The organism is Tistrella bauzanensis (assembly GCF_014636235.1).
Lineage (GTDB): Bacteria > Pseudomonadota > Alphaproteobacteria > Tistrellales > Tistrellaceae > Tistrella > Tistrella bauzanensis.
In genome coordinates this window covers 1-17183 of sequence record NZ_BMDZ01000085.1, presented here as the reverse complement: position 1 = coordinate 17183, position 17183 = coordinate 1, and the positions used below count along the sequence as shown (strand labels likewise).

Annotated in this window: 13 protein-coding genes and 2 pseudogenes; 11 read left to right on the top strand and 4 right to left on the bottom strand. The window is 63.1% G+C overall.

The features are described from left to right. Positions 1-82 precede the first annotated feature (82 nt). From IEW15_RS22440 to IEW15_RS22425, 4 genes and pseudogenes are all read right to left on the bottom strand, one after another. Positions 83-1126: pseudogene (locus IEW15_RS22440) on the bottom strand (helicase HerA domain-containing protein); the annotation flags it as partial. Continuing rightward, the gene (locus tag IEW15_RS22435) at positions 1123-2445 is read right to left on the bottom strand and encodes an SIR2 family protein (RefSeq protein ID WP_188582195.1); all 1323 of its coding nucleotides are present in this window, start codon (positions 2443-2445) and stop codon (positions 1123-1125) included. The pseudogene IEW15_RS22440 and the gene IEW15_RS22435, both read right to left, overlap by 4 nt. A gap of 23 nt (positions 2446-2468) precedes the next feature. Continuing rightward, positions 2469-3485: a nucleotidyl transferase AbiEii/AbiGii toxin family protein gene (locus tag IEW15_RS22430; RefSeq protein ID WP_188582193.1), complete on the bottom strand. Its 1017-nt coding sequence runs from the start codon at positions 3483-3485 to the stop codon at positions 2469-2471. Continuing rightward, positions 3478-4071 carry a DUF6088 family protein gene (locus IEW15_RS22425; RefSeq protein ID WP_188582192.1) on the bottom strand — a complete coding sequence of 198 codons (594 nt, stop codon included), beginning with the start codon at positions 4069-4071 and terminating at the stop codon, positions 3478-3480. The genes IEW15_RS22430 and IEW15_RS22425 overlap by 8 nt, the downstream gene beginning before the upstream one ends. Before the next feature lie 221 nt (positions 4072-4292). Between IEW15_RS22425 and IEW15_RS22420 the strand changes: the two genes are divergently transcribed. The 11 genes and pseudogenes from IEW15_RS22420 to IEW15_RS22370 form a co-directional block, all read left to right on the top strand. Beyond that, complete coding sequence (locus tag IEW15_RS22420) at positions 4293-5255, top strand: ArdC family protein (protein WP_188582190.1); 963 nt, start codon at positions 4293-4295, stop codon at positions 5253-5255. Further along, positions 5252-5647, top strand: a complete 396-nt coding sequence (locus IEW15_RS22415; RefSeq protein ID WP_188582188.1) for a DUF2958 domain-containing protein — start codon at positions 5252-5254, stop codon at positions 5645-5647. Before IEW15_RS22420 ends, IEW15_RS22415 begins: the two co-directional genes overlap by 4 nt. A 124-nt stretch (positions 5648-5771) precedes the next feature. Then, on the top strand, positions 5772-7910 hold the full coding sequence (locus IEW15_RS22410) for a Spo0J and enkurin domain-containing protein (RefSeq protein WP_188582186.1): 2139 nt from the start codon (positions 5772-5774) through the stop codon (positions 7908-7910). Positions 7911-8007: 97 nt separating this feature from the next. Further along, a complete protein-coding gene (locus IEW15_RS22405) occupies positions 8008-8313 on the top strand; it encodes a hypothetical protein (protein ID WP_188582183.1) in 306 nt (101 codons plus the stop codon). A gap of 418 nt (positions 8314-8731) precedes the next feature. Beyond that, complete coding sequence (locus IEW15_RS22400) at positions 8732-8896, top strand: hypothetical protein (protein ID WP_010335706.1); 165 nt, start codon at positions 8732-8734, stop codon at positions 8894-8896. 197 nt (positions 8897-9093) lie between these two features. Further along, the gene (locus tag IEW15_RS22395) at positions 9094-9642 is read left to right on the top strand and encodes a hypothetical protein (protein ID WP_188582182.1); all 549 of its coding nucleotides are present in this window, start codon (positions 9094-9096) and stop codon (positions 9640-9642) included. Positions 9643-9707: 65 nt separating this feature from the next. Next, positions 9708-10124 carry a hypothetical protein gene (locus tag IEW15_RS22390; RefSeq protein WP_145206323.1) on the top strand — a complete coding sequence of 139 codons (417 nt, stop codon included), beginning with the start codon at positions 9708-9710 and terminating at the stop codon, positions 10122-10124. After that, positions 10117-10758: an antitoxin of toxin-antitoxin stability system gene (locus IEW15_RS22385; RefSeq protein WP_188582180.1), complete on the top strand. Its 642-nt coding sequence runs from the start codon at positions 10117-10119 to the stop codon at positions 10756-10758. The genes IEW15_RS22390 and IEW15_RS22385 overlap by 8 nt, the downstream gene beginning before the upstream one ends. Positions 10759-10916: 158 nt before the next feature. Continuing rightward, positions 10917-15239 (top strand): strawberry notch family protein, encoded by a 4323-nt coding sequence (locus tag IEW15_RS22380; protein WP_188582178.1) that lies wholly within the window; start codon positions 10917-10919, stop codon positions 15237-15239. Continuing rightward, positions 15239-16276 (top strand): DUF7146 domain-containing protein, encoded by a 1038-nt coding sequence (locus IEW15_RS22375; RefSeq protein WP_188582175.1) that lies wholly within the window; start codon positions 15239-15241, stop codon positions 16274-16276. Before IEW15_RS22380 ends, IEW15_RS22375 begins: the two co-directional genes overlap by 1 nt. A gap of 306 nt (positions 16277-16582) precedes the next feature. Next, positions 16583-17101 (top strand): annotated as a pseudogene (locus tag IEW15_RS22370) (hypothetical protein); the annotation flags it as partial. Positions 17102-17183: the final 82 nt, after the last annotated feature.

Below are 17183 nucleotides of genomic sequence, written 5' to 3'. Positions count from 1 at the left end.
GCGCGAGACCCCCGCCAAGCTCCCAAGCCGTCAGCAGACGGCGTCAAACCATGGGTAGCGGGCATTCGGCAACAGCCTCAATATATGGCCGGATTTTTGCCGCGTTGATCTCGTTCGTGCTGAAGCGCTGGAGGATGCCAATGATCCGATCATGCTTGGACGGGCTCGATGAGTCGTCGCGCATGATCTGGGTGATGCACTTGGCGAGGATGTGATTGCGGACGCTGTTGAGTTCTGCGGCCCCCGCATTTGAGAACAAGGTCGAGAGCCCGAGCGCCATGCGCAGGATGGGCACCTGGGTGCGCTCGCTGGCTTGCAGCAACAGCTCCCATTCCGCCAGTTCCAGAAACCAGTGCGGCAAGCGGAAGCCCGCTGCCGTACCGTCGAGGACGACACGCTCGACTCCGATCGCTCCCTCCTTCGCGGAAGCGCTCAGAGCGGCGTGATACTCGCCGTTGACGTCGAAGACGATGAAGGTCGCGCCGCGGGCGTGATGCTCCTTCGGCTTGCAAAAAAGGGACTGCAAGACCGAGGCGACCGTGCAGGATTTACCGCTGCCGGTATTGCCTAGGACGGCGACATGACCGCCGAAGAACTCGTTCAGACGAACTTTGACGTCGTAGTCCTCGAACACCACCGACTTGCCGATCGGTAGAACCCGATAGCGCGTGGCCCCTTCGGGTTGGCAGGCGCCGCCATCCGGGCCGACTGACGGCTCGACGGCGGCCTCGGTCTCAAAGATGCGATCGAGCTCGCCATCCAGCGCATACAGTGCGTCCGCATACAGAGACGGGAAAACCGACACACCGAAGCGGAACGCGCCGCCGCGCATCGGCAGCATGCCGACGGGCACCACGTCCAGATATTTCGAGGAGCCGGCCCGGTCGAAATCGCCCCGCTCGGAAGGCGTGCTCGCATCGCGCTCACGCAGGCCGACAACCTCGACCACGACATATTCCGACTGCGACGGAATCATCAGGAATGATCCCAGTCGCGCCACATAATGCACGTCGTCGAAGCCGACGACCGTGAAGTTATCGTTACCGACGTGCATCTCGACGACAAAGCGGTCGGCCGCAACCGAGACCACCTTGCCGATCGCCCGCTTGCGATCGTCGTGGCTCATGCTTCGCTATCCTTCGTCTCGTCGTCCCTTTTCGGCGCCAGCTCCGACAACACCTTGCGGACGGCATCATCAATCCTGTCGCTGGGGCGCTGGGGCATGAAATGCTCGACGATCATGTCGAAGTAGTGCGCCCTCGTCCCGTCGGCAGGGCCATTGCCTCCAATGATCCAAATGCGCGGATCGCGCAGCGCCCGCAGCTTGGCGATCTCTCCCTCCGTGTCGGGCGCCGCAAAGATCACCAAGCGGAAGGTCGGGATCGTCAGAGCCTGATAGATGATGTTGTTCAGGTGCTCGTCGCCGAAGGCGTAGCCGGCCGTGATGAGAACGCTCTGCTCGCGCACGATCCGGGACTGAAATTCCCGGAACAGGTCTGCATAGGGCGAGCCGAGCGAAGAGTTCTGCTTCGCCGGCGTCGGATAGATCAGCATCTGGTTTGAGGATTCCGGCGGCCAGACTTCCTTGATCGGGAACAGGCCATGATCGTCCTCGGTCCACGTGACCGAACCATGCAGTTTGCAGAGATAGACGAAGGCGTCGACGGCGGTCCATTTGCGGCTGGCGACGTCGAGCTGCTCGGCCAGAGCATAGCGGAAGATCGCCGGGTTGAAGCGGCGTTCTACGACGCCGGAAAAACCGTTGGCATAGGGAATGCCCAGGCGATCCATCGCCAATTCGCTGAAATGATCGTAGTTGGTCGTGAACACCCAAGGCCGGGGCAAGGACCGATCGCGTAGGACCAGTTTCTTGTAGAAACGCTCGTAGAGGTCGCCCACGGTGGTGTCGCCCTCCGTGGCGAAGGTCCCTTGGGTGACACGGGTCCATAGGAAGTCCTGGACCTTCTTGATGATGCCGTCGAGAACAGCGCGATAGGGGTGAAGATCGGGATTCTCGCTCTGGCGCAGCACGAACCGTTGCGCGAACAGCACCTCCATCAAGCGTTCCAAGTTACGGCTGTAATCCTTCGTCAGGTCGACCCCGAGCGCGTCGAGATAGTCGAGTTCGTCTTTGGTCAGCCGCCACGGTGCCGGTACAGCGCCGGCTGTTGGCGGATCGCTGTAGAATCCCGCCGCGCGTGCCTCGATGGTTTCGCCGCAAAACTCTTTGGCCAGCGGCGCCATGGTCGCAATGCCGAGTTCCTTTTTGTCCTTCATCAGGGAAGAACATCCGGCGCCGAGCAGAAATGCGATGTTCTTGGCGTTCATGGCCTCGGAAATCGCCTTGCGGGCGCTCTCGATCCCCTTGTTCCAGTCCAGTTCAGACGGCTCGGCATCGCCGTCCCGCAGAAACTGGAATTTTCGCTCTTCTTCGACTTCGCTCATATACCCCCGGTCCTCCCAGTTTCTTACTTGGCTGCTCTGTTCGCGCGCGCGGCTATATCAGCGCACTGCGCCATGAGCGCTTCGAACGGCTCCTCGTCGTCGAAGAGCAGTCCATCCTCAACCATGCGGGCATAGTCATCCTCCAACGCTTTCGCGCCATCGCCGACCGGCACGAGTTGCAAGCCGCCGCTGACAGCCGCTGCATAGTCGATCGGCGTGCGGTCGGCGGCCTTCTCTGCGAAGAACATCGACTTGTGCCGAGCGACAGCGTTGGCCAGGTCGCGATCGGCAAAAGCGGCTTCCGCGAAGCCGGCTTCGTCCAGTCGGACAACATCGTGCCAATGTCGCGCGAAGCGGTCGCCGCGCAGCCGCTCCTGGAGGCAGAAGACGTGGATGGCGGTCGCCTTCTCCCAGAACGTCCGCTCCGCGTGCATGACGCGCGGCCGCGCCGTCGGGAAGAGCAGCCCCTCGATCAGGCCGGCCGCGTCGCAGACGACGTCGCGCAAGCTCGCGGGTTCGCCCGTCGAGCGCGCGCCGAACTCCAGCATGACGCTTGGAGCCACATAGCCGGACCCGGCTGCGGTCGCCTCATAGTCGATGAAGAGCTTCTCATCCTCGACGCGGACGGCCGCCGCCAGACCTTCGGCGGCCAGTGCGGTCTCGATCACAGGCTGCACGGTTTCCGCGACCCATGCCGGTAACCGCCGACGGACCTCGCTGGACCAGCGCTTTTCCTCGCTTCGTGTCTTCGGCAGACCCTCGCCATTGTCCCCAACCAGATCGGGCGCAATCGCCCGAATGTCGTAGGTCAGATCCACATCCTCCGAAAACCGGCGAATGACCTGATAGGCTTTCGACAGCGACGTGCCGCCCTTGAACACCAGATGCTCGCCGAGCGGTGCCGCGTAGAGGGTCGCCAGCGCCCACACCACCCACACATCCTTTTCGAGAAGATGGGTGGGACGGCCCGAACGGTCGGCAGCGACGCCCAGTGCATCACGCCGATCCCCAGCCGAAAGCTGAAGAAAGACGTCAGCCATAGGCCGCCTTTCCGACGCTCTGTGCGAGCCATGTCGGAAACTGCGGCGCGGCGGCGACCAGTTCGCCGAACACGCCGGGCGGCATCTTCCGTTTCAATGTCGTGAGCGCGGCCTCCGCCCGTTCGGGGCCGAGCCAAGCCAGCGCCCGCACGGCCTCCCCTGCGGGGCGGTTGGCCAGGGCCAGTTGCCAGCGCGGCGCGTGCCGCAATTCGACGACCTGCTTGCCGAGGTACATTTTTCGGCTGCGTCCGGAGGTCAGATAGACCGAGCGGACGGGCACCTGCGTCGTCAAGCCAAGCGCGTTCGCCGCGGCGGCGCCGTTCGAGACGATGATCTCCCCCTTTTGGGCCGCGAGGGCCTCGACAGCCTGCTCGACCGACGGTGCGCGCGTGCCAAACCGACTGGTGATGGGGCGCAGATAGACGCCACGACCGGCGCGGATGAGCTGCCCGCGCTCAGACAGACGCGACAATGCCTGATCCACGGCCGCCCGGTTTCCAAGGTGGAGCAGGCCCTTGGCGGACACGGGAACGCCTTCGGGCAGTCCCGTCGCATGGGCCAGAATTTGTTCGGTCAGCCGTGTCATCGTCTTTCTCCTGTTGGAAATATACGCAAGTTTCTGACAGCTTTCAAGGAAGTCCGGATAGGGGGAAGCCTTCCCCTGCGGCCGAGCCTTGGGCTCTGCCTACCCCTTCTGCGGGGAGATCCCCGCAACGCCCCCTTCAGAGTGAGAGTGCGGACGGATTTTCCGTGACGGGTTAAGGGCTGGAGGAGAGGCTTCCGGCGCCCGTCGCGGAGATCATCCCGATGGCCAGACACGATCGCAGCCCCGCGGAAGGTGGCGGACGCAGCAACCTTTACGACGACATCACCAACAAGATCATCGCCGAGTTGGAGCAAGGTCGGCTCCCCTGGGTCCAGCCCTGGGGTGCGTCGCCCGATACCGCCCCGCTGGGCCTGCCGAGAAATGCTTCAACCGGCCGGTCCTACTCCGGTATCAATATTCTAATCCTCTGGGGCGCTGTCATCCAGCACGGCTTTCCCGGTCAGGCGTGGCTGACTTTCCGCCAGGCCCTTTCGCTTGGCGGCAATGTCCGGAAGGGTGAGCGCGGCACCACCGTTGTCTATGCAGATCGTTTCACCCCCGAGGACGAAAAGCGTCGTGCCCGCGAGACGGGTGAGGATGCGCATGCCATACCGTTCCTGAAGCGGTTCACGGTCTTTAATGCCGCGCAATGCGATGGCCTTCCCGATGACATCACGACAGTCGCGCCGCCACCGCCGCCGGGCCTGATCGAACCTCGGGTCGAGGCGCTGATCCATGCCACCGGCATCGACTTCCGCATTGGCGGCGATCGCGCCTTCTACATGCCCTCGCTCGACTATGTGCAGGTGCCGCCTCCGCAAGCCTATTTCGAGCCTATCAACTGGCACCGCACAGCCCTGCACGAGCTGGGTCACGCCAGCGGCCATCACAGCCGCCTCAGCCGCGATCTGACCGGCTCGTTCGGCTCGAAGAAATACGCCTTCGAGGAAATGATTGCTGAACAGACGGCAGCCTTCAGTTGCGCCGCGCTCGGGATCGTGCCGACCGTCCGTCATGCCGACTACATCGGGTCGTGGCTGGAGGTCATGCGCGAGGATTCCCGCGCCATTGTCCGCGCGGCCTCGCAGGCCAGCAAGGCGGCGGACTGGTTGCTGTCGCATCTGCCGGCCGACGACGCCGGGGAGCCCGATACGAGCGTAACCGACCGGAGGGCTGCGGCATGATCCTCCTGACCAGCACACAGCGCGACCGCCTGCTGGCAAATGGCCGCCAGCGCGCTCAGGATCACATCCCGGTCGTGAAGTTCTTCACCCCCCTCGGCGAGGGCGTCTGGCTCGCCACCGAACTGGACGAGGACGGCGACATCATGTTCGGCCTGGCTGATCTCGGCCATCCCGAACTGGGGTCGTGGAGCCTTGGCGAGATGCAGTCAGTCCGGCTGCCCTTCGGCATGGGGATCGAGCGCGATCTGCTTTTCACCGGGGATTTCCCGATCTCGGTCTGGGCCGAGGCCGCCCATCAGACCGGCAGCATCCGCGCCGCCGAGCGTCTGCTCTACCGCGTCGGCGCGGGCCTTTCCCCTCCATCCGCCGATACGGAAAACCGAAGTGCCTGATTTCCGGGTTTCAGGTTCTGCGGCTGGCGTCGCTCTCTCCAGAGGAAGAGGGCGGCGCTTCGCTTCGTGACGGGCTGATAGCCGGAGAGAGAGGCTCACCGGCGTCCGTCATGGAGTCACTGACATGGCCACTGCCGTTCAGAAGATCACCCTGTCGTCCTCGCGCGACATTCCCTTCAACAAGCTGGTGCTCAGCCAGTCCAATGTTCGGCGCGTCAAGGCCGGGATCTCGGTCGAGGAACTGGCCGAGTCCATCGCCCGTCGCGGCCTGATCCAGTCCCTGCATGTCCGCCCGGTCGTGGATGCTGAGGGCAAGGAAACCGGCATGTTCGAGGTGCCCGCCGGCGGTCGCCGTTTCCGGGCGCTGGAACTGCTGGTCAAGCAAAAGCGCCTCGCCAAAATCGCGCCGGTCCCCTGCGTCGTGTCGGAGGCCAGCGCCGATGTACTGATCGATGAGGTTTCGCTCGCCGAGAATATCGAGCGCGCACCGCTGCATCCGCTCGACCAGTTCCGCGCCTTCCAGGCCATGCGCGAAAAGGGCATGACCGAGGAAGCCATCGCCGCTGCCTTCTTCGTGGATGCCAAGGTGGTCAAACAGCGCCTGCGTCTGGTTTCTGTCTCACCGGCATTGCTCGATGTCTATGCCGAGGACGGCATGACGCTGGAACAGCTCATGGCCTTCAGCGTCAGTTCTGACCATGCCCGTCAGGAGCAGGTCTGGGAAGCGATTAAGGATGGCTGGCAGAAAGAACCCTACCACATCCGCCGCCTGCTGACCGAAACTACGGTCCGCGCCGTTGACAAGCGGGCGGTGTTCGTTGGCATCGATGCCTATGAGGAGGCTGGCGGCTGCGTCTTGCGCGATCTCTTCCAGCAGGACGATGGTGGCTGGCTGCAAGATCCGGTGCTGCTCGACCGGCTGGTGGGCGAAAAGCTGAAGGCCGAGGCCGAAGCCATCGCCGCTGACGGCTGGAAGTGGATCGAGGTCGCCATCACCTTTCCCTATGGCCACGACCATGGGCTCCGCCAGATTGTCGGCACCACGGTCGATCTGAGTGAAGAGGAGCGCGCCACCCGCGAGGCATTGCGCGACGAATATGACCGGCTTGAAGCCGAATATGGCGAGGCTGATGAGCTGCCTGACGAGATCGACGCCCGCCTCGGTGAGATCGAACAGGCGCTGGAAACCTTCGAGCGCCGCCCGATGACCTTCGAGCCGGACCAGATCAGCATGGCGGGTGTCTTCATCAGCATCGATGCTGATGGCGCATTGCTGATCGAACGCGGCTATGTTCGCGCCGAGGACGAAACGCCTACGGAACCGGAGGCTGAGATCGTTGACCCGGAAACCGGCGAAGTGATCCAGCGGGCAGAACCGGAGGCAAGCCGCATGCGTGCGGTTATCACGCTGGGCGGCCAGCCGGTCGAAACGGAGGAGGAAGACGAGGTCGACACTATCAAGCCGCTGCCCGATCGTCTGGTCAGCGAGCTGACCGCGCATCGGACGCTGGCACTGCGGGATGCGGTGGCAGTAAACCCGCATGTCGCCATGACGGCACTGCTGCACAGGCTGGTTATGGATTGCTTCATGCCGCATTCCGGTCGCGGTTGCCTGGAAGCACAGGTTCGGGAGGTCCATCTGCCCGCGCAGGCCGAGGATCTGCGCGATAGCGCGTCGGCCAAGGCCATCGCTGACCGGCACGAACGCTGGGGCGATCATGTCCCGGCAGACGATTCTGCGCTCTGGGATTGGCTGACCGATCTGGATGATGGTTCGCGCATGGATCTGCTCGCCCATTGCGTCAGCTTCGGTGTCAACGCGCTCTATGAGAAGCCGAATCCGTACAGCGGCACGGGCGTAAGTCAGCACGGGCTGGACATCCGTCTGTCGCAGGCTGACCGGCTCGCGCGTTCGACCGGCCTCGACATGGTGGCCGTGGGCTGGCGGCCGACGGTTGGCAATTATCTCGGCCGCGTGACCAAGCCGCGTATCCTTGAAGCCGTGCGCGAAGGGGCCGGAGACCGGGCTGCCGATCTGATCGGGCACCTCAAGAAGGGCGACATGGCCAAGGAAGCCGAACGCCTGCTTGCGGATACCGGCTGGCTGCCCGAGCCGCTGCGCATGGTGGAAGATGGTATCGAAGTCGATCCGGCATCAGGCGCTGCGGCGGAAGCCGACGATCTGCCCGATTTCCTCTCCGGCGATGGCGAGGACGACCCGGCTGACGATGAGGAAGAACAGCATATGGTCGCTGCTGAATAGCACTCATTCGGGGCGGCTTCGGTCGCCCCGTTTATCACCCTCCGTTTCCGCTACTCGCCCTGTCCTCGTGATTGGGCTTTTTCTTTAGAGAGCCGCCATGCCGATCAGTATCGACATCGATCAGATTTTTCTGGACGACCGCGAACATCCCCCTTCGGATCGAACCTTACCGTGGACCGAAACCCGCGATGGCATCACTGTTGTCGTGGAGCCAAAGCCTCACTGGGCCGAAGACATGCGGGTGTTCCGGCTCGATGCCCGTGAGTATTGCCGCTACGCCGAGTGGACCGCTCATGGTGCTCGTGCCCGTTTCTTCGGTCATATCGATACCTCGGGCGATGATCTGATAATGAAGGCGCGCGCGATGATCGCCCGAGAACTTGCCGATGGGTTTTGGAGCTGAAGACCCAATCGCAGGGCGCCTGGCCGTGAGGATGGGAGGTCTGCACCGGACGGGTCCAATCCGGCTTCACCATGCAATGCGCCATTCCCATCAGGACGAGCGGCAGCCATCTCTGGCCTGAAGGGAACATGATCCTGAAGCCAGCATGGTGGCAAGGCTGGCGCGGCAGAGCATCTGCGACGGGTATCCGGCATTCTGTCAGATTCGAAAAACCACCCCCGCTTCCATTCGCAAACCTTGGTCCGATCCGTCTCTTTGACATTCAACCCCAAAGGGGTCGGCTTACGCGCGCGTGCCGCCCTCGGGGATTCGGAAAAAAGTCCGAACGCCCTCGGGTGATTGCAGATCCGGTCAGACACTTCGGGCGCCTGTCGCGCGGGGGATGGTCCCCCGCCTCCAAAGACAGGAGCCGGAACCCATGTCCTATGCAGATGCCACCGCCTTCGCCGCCAGCCTCGCCACCACGCTGATGGTTTCGATCGTTGTGTTCCAGGCCGGAGACGGCACCCACGCCGCTTGCCCCGCCGCTGAGTTCGACGGCGACGACGACATGGTGAAGCTGGAGCTGGACCCGTGGGAGTAAGGCGCGAAATCGCCTCATCCCCGACGGCCCGAGCGCGGCAGCCCGCGTTTCGGGCCTTCAGCCTTGCGATGATCCCCATCGCCGGCAGCGGAACCGGGAACAAGCCCGGTCAGAGAGGAAGAGTGCGGGCCGTTCGGCCGTGACGGGTTGAGGGTCGGAGAGAGACGCTCACCGGCGCCCGTCATGGAGTGATCCCGATGACCTTTGCCCGTTCCGAAACCTTCCGTTCCATCGGTCAGATTCTGGCTGCCGATGTTCTGCCCGCGCTTTATCGGTCGCAAAAGCTGCCGTTGCGCATCTCGTGCCTCGGCGTGGCCAGCTATGACGCCAGTGACGCGGTGAACACTTTCGACCGCATGATCCCGCTTGGGGAATGCCCGTCACCGGAAGAGGCCATCCAGGCCGCGGCCTTGCGCCTGTCGCGCGGTGATATTTGCACGGGGCCGGACAGCTTCCCGTATTTTCAGCCGCGCATCATGCTCATTCAGGACCGCGATCAGTGCCTGGTCCTCGCCGGTGAAATCCGCGCCGGCATTATCCTCTGGAAACAGCCAGTCGCATCCGATGCCGAGGCACGCAGGATTGTAAACGAGGCCAGCCGCCTGCGCGGTATGGCATTCCGGGCCTCGGACTCCGGTGATGCGAGACGGCTGCGTTACCGCGCCGCTGCACTGGAAGCCCGGTTGGTCGATCCCTTCTGGCGCGACGCCGCGGCCGATCTGCTCCGCCTGCCACAGGCCGCCTGAGCTTCACCCTTTCCATCCCATTCGGCTCGGTTTCACGCCGGGCCATGCCATGCCTGGAGACCATTATGGCCGACTATCTCACGCACTTTTCTTGCCTGCTTGACGTGGGCACCCCCGAAAACGCTGCCCGCGCGCTCGAACTCTACAACGCTCTGGCTGCTGAAAATGCTTCCGAAGATCCACCCTCGGACGGCTTTCTGCTTTCCATCCAGCCAGAACATGGTGGCACACAGATCTGGATGCGCGATGACGTCACCGGCGATCCCGAGCATGTCATCCAGTTCGTCAAACGCTGCGCCATCCAGTTCGGCCTGACGGGTCTATGGGGCCTTCAATACGCAAACAGTTGTTCTCGGCCGAGAATCGACGGTTTTGGCGGCGGCGCGCATGTTCTTGATCTTGCCACCGGCGAAACGGTGGACTGGATCTATACCGATGGCTGGCTATCCTCCGTTCTCGAAGGGAGAGATCCTTATGCCTGAGATCATCGAAACCACCGTCTATCGCTTGGGCGAATTGTCCGATGCGGCCAAGGACAAGGCCGGCGCCTGGTATCGTGAGGGCGGCTTCGACTATGACTGGTACGATGCCGTCTATGAAGATTTCCAGCGCATCGCGGAAATCCTCGGGCTCAACCTCAAGACTCGCGCCGTCCGGCTTATGGGCGGCACACGGCAAGACCCCTGCATCTGGTTCCGGGGCTTTTCTTCGCAGGGTGACGGTGCTTGCTTTGAATCCTGGTATTCCTACCGGAAACATGCGCCACGCCTGATCCGGGAATACGCCCCGCAGGACAGCGAACTGCACCGCATCGCCGATGCCCTTCAGGCGATCCAGCGCCGCAATTTCTATCAGCTTCGCGCCGATGCCTGCCATCGTGGCCATTATTATCACGAATACCGCATGTCGATCTCGGTCGAGCGAGACAGCCCGACCTGGCAGGACATGACCGCCGATGCCGAGGAGACGATCATCGAGGCGCTGCGTGATCTGGCCCGCTGGCTCTACCGCCAGCTTGAACGCGAATATGACTATCTATCCTCGGACGAGGCTGTCGATGAGACCATCGCCGCCAATGAATACACCTTCACCGAAGCCGGTCTCCGTTTCGGATGATCCCGGGAAGACACTGACAAGCGCCCCGCCGTCCGGTCGGGGCGCTTTTTTCATACTGCGCTTTGAGAGTGAGAGGTGGGCCGGAAGGGGTTAAGTCCGGGTGGTCGAGAGAGAGCACTGTCCGGGCTTGTCCTTCCCGCTCTCCTGAGGTTCTCGACATGAACATGGTTTTCCCCGTGACTGATCCGGTCACACCGCTGGCGGCTGCGCCCGCGATCCTGGCTGCGGCCAGTGTTTTGCTCCCCCATCTCGAACGCGGCCAGCGCATCGATGCCGTCACCTTGCGCGGTGCGATGGAAACGGCCTTCGGCGCGTCCGATGCTACTGGCGCGTGGGACTGGAAGCTGGCCTATGAGGCGTGCGAAGTCGCCACAGTTCTCTTCCTGCGCAAATACGGAAAGGCGCTTTTCCGTAAAGCCGCGTCTCCGGCTGCACGGATTTCCGTGCTGGCAAAAATCGCGGGGCTGTTGCCCACGCAGACCCGGCGTTCCGAAGAAAGCCAGAACTTCCAGCAGTTTTCGACGCCAATCCCGCTTGGTCTGGCTGCTCTGACGGCTGCCGCGATCACGCCTGATGACAGGGTGCTGGAGCCATCGGCTGGAACCGGCCTTCTGGCGATCCTAGCGCAGACCATCGGCGGTTCGCTGATCCTCAATGAACTGGCCGAGACCCGCGCTGATCTTTTGTCCTCTCTCTTTCCGGCATTTGCTGTCACTCTGTTCGACGCCGCCCAGATCGACGATCATCTGGCCCCGTATGCCGTGCCGTCCGTGGTGCTGATGAACCCGCCATTTTCGGTCATGGCCAATGTCAGCGGGCGTGTCGCCGATGCGGCCTACCGCCATGTCGCCTCGGCACTGGCCCGTCTTGCCCCCGGTGGGCGGTTGGTGACGATCACCGGCGCAGGCTTTGGCCCTGAGGCTCCAGCCTGGCGGGACGCGTTCATCCGCTTGCAGGAACGCGGCCGCGTCGTTTTCACCGCCGCCGTTGATGGCGCGGTCTATGCAAAGCACGGCACCAGGATCGACACACGGCTGACCGTTGTCGACAAACTGCCCGCTGACGATACTGGCATTTTTCCGGCCTCGCCGGGGATTGCGCCTGATGTTGCCACGCTGCTCGGATGGATCGAGGCGCACGTTCCGCAGCGTTCGCCGGTATCATTGCCGAAGATCGTGGTGCCTGCTTCGACCGCCGCGCCGAAGACCGTGCGAGGCTATCTCGCCCGCTCAGCCGCCACGCGGCCAGTCGCTGCTCCCGCCAATGATCCCGCGGGCGTCGAACTTGCCTATGAGACCGTGGACTGGACACCACCGGACGGCGCTCGCCTGTCCGACGCCATCTATGAGGAATATGCGCTGCAATCGCTACGCATTGCTGGCGCTCAGCCGCATCCGACCAAGCTGGTGCAATCCGCCGCCATGGCCTCGGTCGCACCACCCAAGCCGTCCTACCGGCCCATGCTGCCCGCTGACATCTGCGCGCGTCTGTCGGACGCCCAGCTTGAAACGGTGATCTATGCCGGTGAAGCCCATGCCGATCATCTCGCCGGTGCATGGACCGTGGACGAGCATTTCGACAATGTGAGCGCCGCGCCCGAAGATGCTGCCGGCTCGATCCGTTTTCGACGGGGCTTCATGCTCGGTGACGGAACCGGCGCTGGCAAGGGCCGCCAGTCCGCCGCCATCATTCTCGACAACTGGCTTCGCGGTCGGCGCAAGGCGATCTGGATCTCCAAATCCGACAAGCTGATCGAGGACGCACAGCGCGACTGGGCAGCACTTGGCATGGAACGGTTGCTGGTCACGCCTTTGTCACGCTTCCCGCAAGGCAAGCCGATCACGCTGTCGGAAGGCGTCCTATTTACCACCTATGCCACGCTACGCTCCGACGACCGGGGCGAGAAGGTTTCGCGCGTCAAGCAGATCGTCGAATGGTTGGGGTCCGATTTCGATGGAGCCATTATATTCGACGAGAGCCATTCCATGCAGAATGCCGGTGGCGGAAAAGGTGAACGCGGCGATGTCGCTGCCTCGCAGCAGGGACGTGCGGGCCTGCGGCTCCAGCACGCGCTGCCCGATGCCCGCGTGGTCTATGTCTCGGCGACCGGCGCCACCACCGTTCACAATCTCGCCTACGCGCAGCGCCTCGGCCTCTGGGGCGGTGAGGACTTTCCGTTCCAGACCCGCGCCGAGTTCGTCGAGGCGATCGAATCCGGTGGCGTTGCGGCCATGGAGGTCCTGGCCCGCGACCTGCGATCTCTCGGCCTCTACACCGCCCGCTCGCTCTCCTATGATGGCGTCGAATATGAACTGATCGAGCATCAGCTCACGGACGAACAGCGGCACATATACGACTCGTATGCTGCCGCCTTCGCCGTGATTCATGGGAATCTGGACGCGGCCATGGAAGCCGCCAATATCACCGGTAGCGACGGGACGCTGAACCGGCAGGCCAAATCCGCCGCCCGTTCGGCCTTTGAAAGCACCAAGCAGCGCTTCTTCGGCCATCTGCTGACCTCCATGAAAACCCCGACCCTGATCCGGTCCATTGAGGCCGATCTGGAAACGGGCCATGCAGCCGTCATCCAGATCGTTTCGACCGGCGAAGCCTTGATGGAACGGCGGCTTTCCGAGATCCCGACCGAGGAATGGAACGACATCTCCGTCGATGTCACGCCCAGGGAATATGTAGGCTCGTATTTGCAGCATTCCTTCCCGGTGCAGCTCTATGAACCTTTCAGCGATGGCGAGGGCAACCTGTCGTCACGCCCCGTCTTCCGCGATGGTCAGCCGGTGGAATGCCGCGAAGCTGTCGCCCGCCGCGATGAGATGCTGGAGCGGCTTGGTTCGCTGCCACCCGTTCCGGGGGCGCTCGACCAGATCGTGCAGCGTTTCGGCACGGATATGGTGGCGGAGGTCACAGGCCGTTCGCGCCGGATTGTGCGCAAGGGCGAAGGGGCATCGGCACGTCTTGCGGTCGAGAACCGTGCGCCTTCTGCCAACCTTGCCGAGACGTCGGCCTTTATGGATGACCAGAAGCGCATCCTGGTCTTCTCGGATGCCGGCGGCACGGGGCGCAGCTATCACGCCGAACTCTCGGCGCGAAACCAGCGGCTGCGCGTGCATTACCTGCTGGAGCCGGGCTGGAAGGCCGATGCCGCGATTCAGGGGCTGGGACGCACCAACCGGACCAATCAGGCGCAACCGCCGCTGTTCCGGCCCATCGCCACGGATGTCAAAGCCGAAAAGCGCTTCCTCAGCACAATTGCCCGTCGCCTCGATACGCTGGGCGCGATCACGCGCGGCCAGCGCCAGACCGGCGGACAAGGGCTTTTCCGTCCCGAGGATAATCTGGAATCCGCCTATGCCCGCGATGCGCTGCGCCAGCTCTATCTGCTGATCGTGCGCGGCAAGGTCGAGGGTTGCTCGCTCGAACGGTTTGAATCCGCCACCGGACTGAAGCTGATGGACAGCAACGGTGTGAAGGACGACCTGCCGCCAATCACCACCTTCCTCAATCGCCTGTTGGCGCTGACCATCGAGTTGCAGGGCATCCTGTTCTGGGCCTTCGAGCAGCTTCTGCAGGCGCGGATCGACGGGGCCATTGCATCCGGCACCTATGACATGGGGCTGGAAACGCTCAAGGCCGAAAGCTTCATCGTCACCGACCGGCAGGTGATCCACACCCATCCGGGCACCGGCGCGGAAACGCGGCTCCTGACCCTCACCGAGCGCAAACTCAATCAGCCGGTCACGCTCGATGCCGCCCTGGCGGAACTGGATGATCCCCGCGCAAGATTGCTCATCAACGAGCGCTCGGGTCGTGCCGCCGTGCAGATCCCAACCACCAGCGTCATGCTGGATGATGGCGAGATCGAACGCCGTGTGCGGCTGATCCGGCCTATGGAGGCGATGAACATTCCGGTGCGGGCGATGGGCGAAACCCACTGGATCGAGGCCGACCGTGCCGCCTTCACCGTGGCCTGGAAGGCGGAACTGGCCGAGGTGCCGGAGTTCACCGACAGCATCCTGCATATGGTGACAGGGCTCCTGCTGCCGATCTGGAAACGCCTGCCGCAGGAATCCTCCCGCGTCTATCGGCTCCAGACCGATGAGGGCGAACGCATCATCGGTCGCCGGGTATCGCCCGCCTGGGCCGCCAATGCCTCCACCAGTGGCGTCACCAGTAGCCTGAAACCGGATGCCGCCTATACCGCGCTGATCGAAGGTCGCACGATCCTTGATCTCGCCGAAGGGCTGCAACTGCGCCGCGTCCGCGTCATGGGTGCCAACCGGATCGAACTGACCGGCTTTACTGACGCGATGCGCGACCGGCTGCGGGCCTATGGCCTCTTCAGCGAGATCATCTCCTGGAAACTGCGCTTCTTCGTGCCCGTCGATGCGACGGGACCGGAGATCATCCGCAAATTGCTTGACCGCTTCCCGGTTGAGCGCATCGGTGAGCGGGAGGCCGCATAATGGCGCGTCTAACCGCTTCCGAACTGGCGCAGCGTCTCGGCCGACAGGCCGAGGCGGTGTGCCGCCACTATCTCTCCAATGGCCGCAAACAAGGCAATTATTGGCAGATGGGCGATGTCCGAAACACGGCTGGCCGTTCCATGTTCGTCCGGCTGAACGACAGCGTGAAAGGCGTTGCCGGAAAGTGGCAGGACTCGGCCACGGGTGAATATGGCGATCTGCTCGATGTGGTCCGGGATTCGCTCGGCCTGATCGACTTCGCAGACGTTGCCGAAGAAGCCCGGCGCTTCCTCAGCCTACCGCATCCAGACCTTGACCTGCCACACCGTCCGCCCCGGACGCCAGCACCATCGGGATCATCGGAGGCCGCACGCCGCCTCTGGCGCATGACACAGCCGCTGATCGGCAGTACCGCAGAAGCGTATTTACACGGACGCGGTATTACGGATTTACGTCAATCCGCAAATCTGCGTTTCCATCCCAATTGCTACTTGCGGCCCGAGGACGATGGCCCGACGCAAGCATGGCCCGCCATGATCGCTGCCGTCACCGATCTCGATGGCAGGATCACCGGCGCACACCGCACATGGCTGGCCCCGGACGGCTCCGGCAAGGCACCTGTCGATACGCCGAGGAAGGCAATGGGCGACCTGCTCGGACATGCCGTTCGTTTCGGTGATGCGCAGGATGTCATGGCAGCGGGGGAAGGTATCGAAACCATCCTGTCGCTGCGGCAGGCTCTGCCCACCATGCCGATGGTTTCCGCTCTCTCGGCCGGACATCTCGCCGCCATCCTGTTCCCGCCGCAACTGCGCAGGTTCTATATCGTCCGCGACAACGATCCGGCAGGCGACAGCGCCCGAGATAGCCTGGTGGACCGGGCGCACGAGGTCGGGATCAAGGCGATCGCACTCTCGCCCAGGATGGGGGACTTCAACGAAGATCTCGCAGCGGGCGGGCTGGATGCCGTTCGGGCAGAAGTCCGGGTGCAAATCGCGCCCGAGGACGTCAGCCGCTTCATGGCTTCAATCGCATAGCCGGTAAGGGGCCTGTGATCGGGGCGTTCCGATCCTGTCATGTGCATGGGGTGCATCTATCATCGGCAAGAGGTCCGCGCCTTGGCCTTCTGAGAGGGCGAGCGGCCCACAAACGGCTCGGTCAGGCAATGGCGGCGCCCGACTGATTTCCGTCGGCGGCAGAGCCGCCTTTACAGCGCGAAACAAATCAGCCGGGCTTTGCCATCAGGGCCTTCGCCAGGGCTCAGGCTGCCAGACTGTTCCGCCCGTGGGCTTTCGTCGCCATGAAGGCCGCGACGGTCGCGGTCCAGCCGAAGGACGCATCCCATGTACGCACATGACGATTTTGAACCCGATCACACCTCTTCCCCGACCGGCCACGCCATCGAAGAACTCGAACTCTATGGCTACCGTCCCTCGGAAGACGAAGCCGATCCCCGGATCACGCCTGAAGATCACGTCATCCAGGGCGCAGTCTCCGATATCTTCGACGCCCTGATTTCCACCATGGCCGATACCAGCCTCGATTTCGACCTCGACGAAATCCTCTGGTCCACCGTCAACATCTTCCACCGCGCTGTAGAGCGGATCGAGACGAAACTCGACGATAACGAGCAGGCACAAAAGCGCCTTCAGCGCGAACAGGATGGCAGCGAGGTCAAATCCGTCCAGCTTGAAACCCTGATCGGCGCGGGCCAAAGCCTGATTGAGCGCCGCGACAGTATGGAAACCTTCCGCGAAGCCGCAGCCGACATCTATCTGCGGACCACCGGAACGCCCTGGTCGCAACGCTCCGGCTCGCGGGTCAACCATCGCCAGATGACTTCTACCAAATCTCGTGAGTTCTGACTCATAGGGGATTCCCAAACGGTCAGGAATTCGATTCAATGATCGCGGACCTGAGGGAGGTTTGCGATGTCAGCAGCAG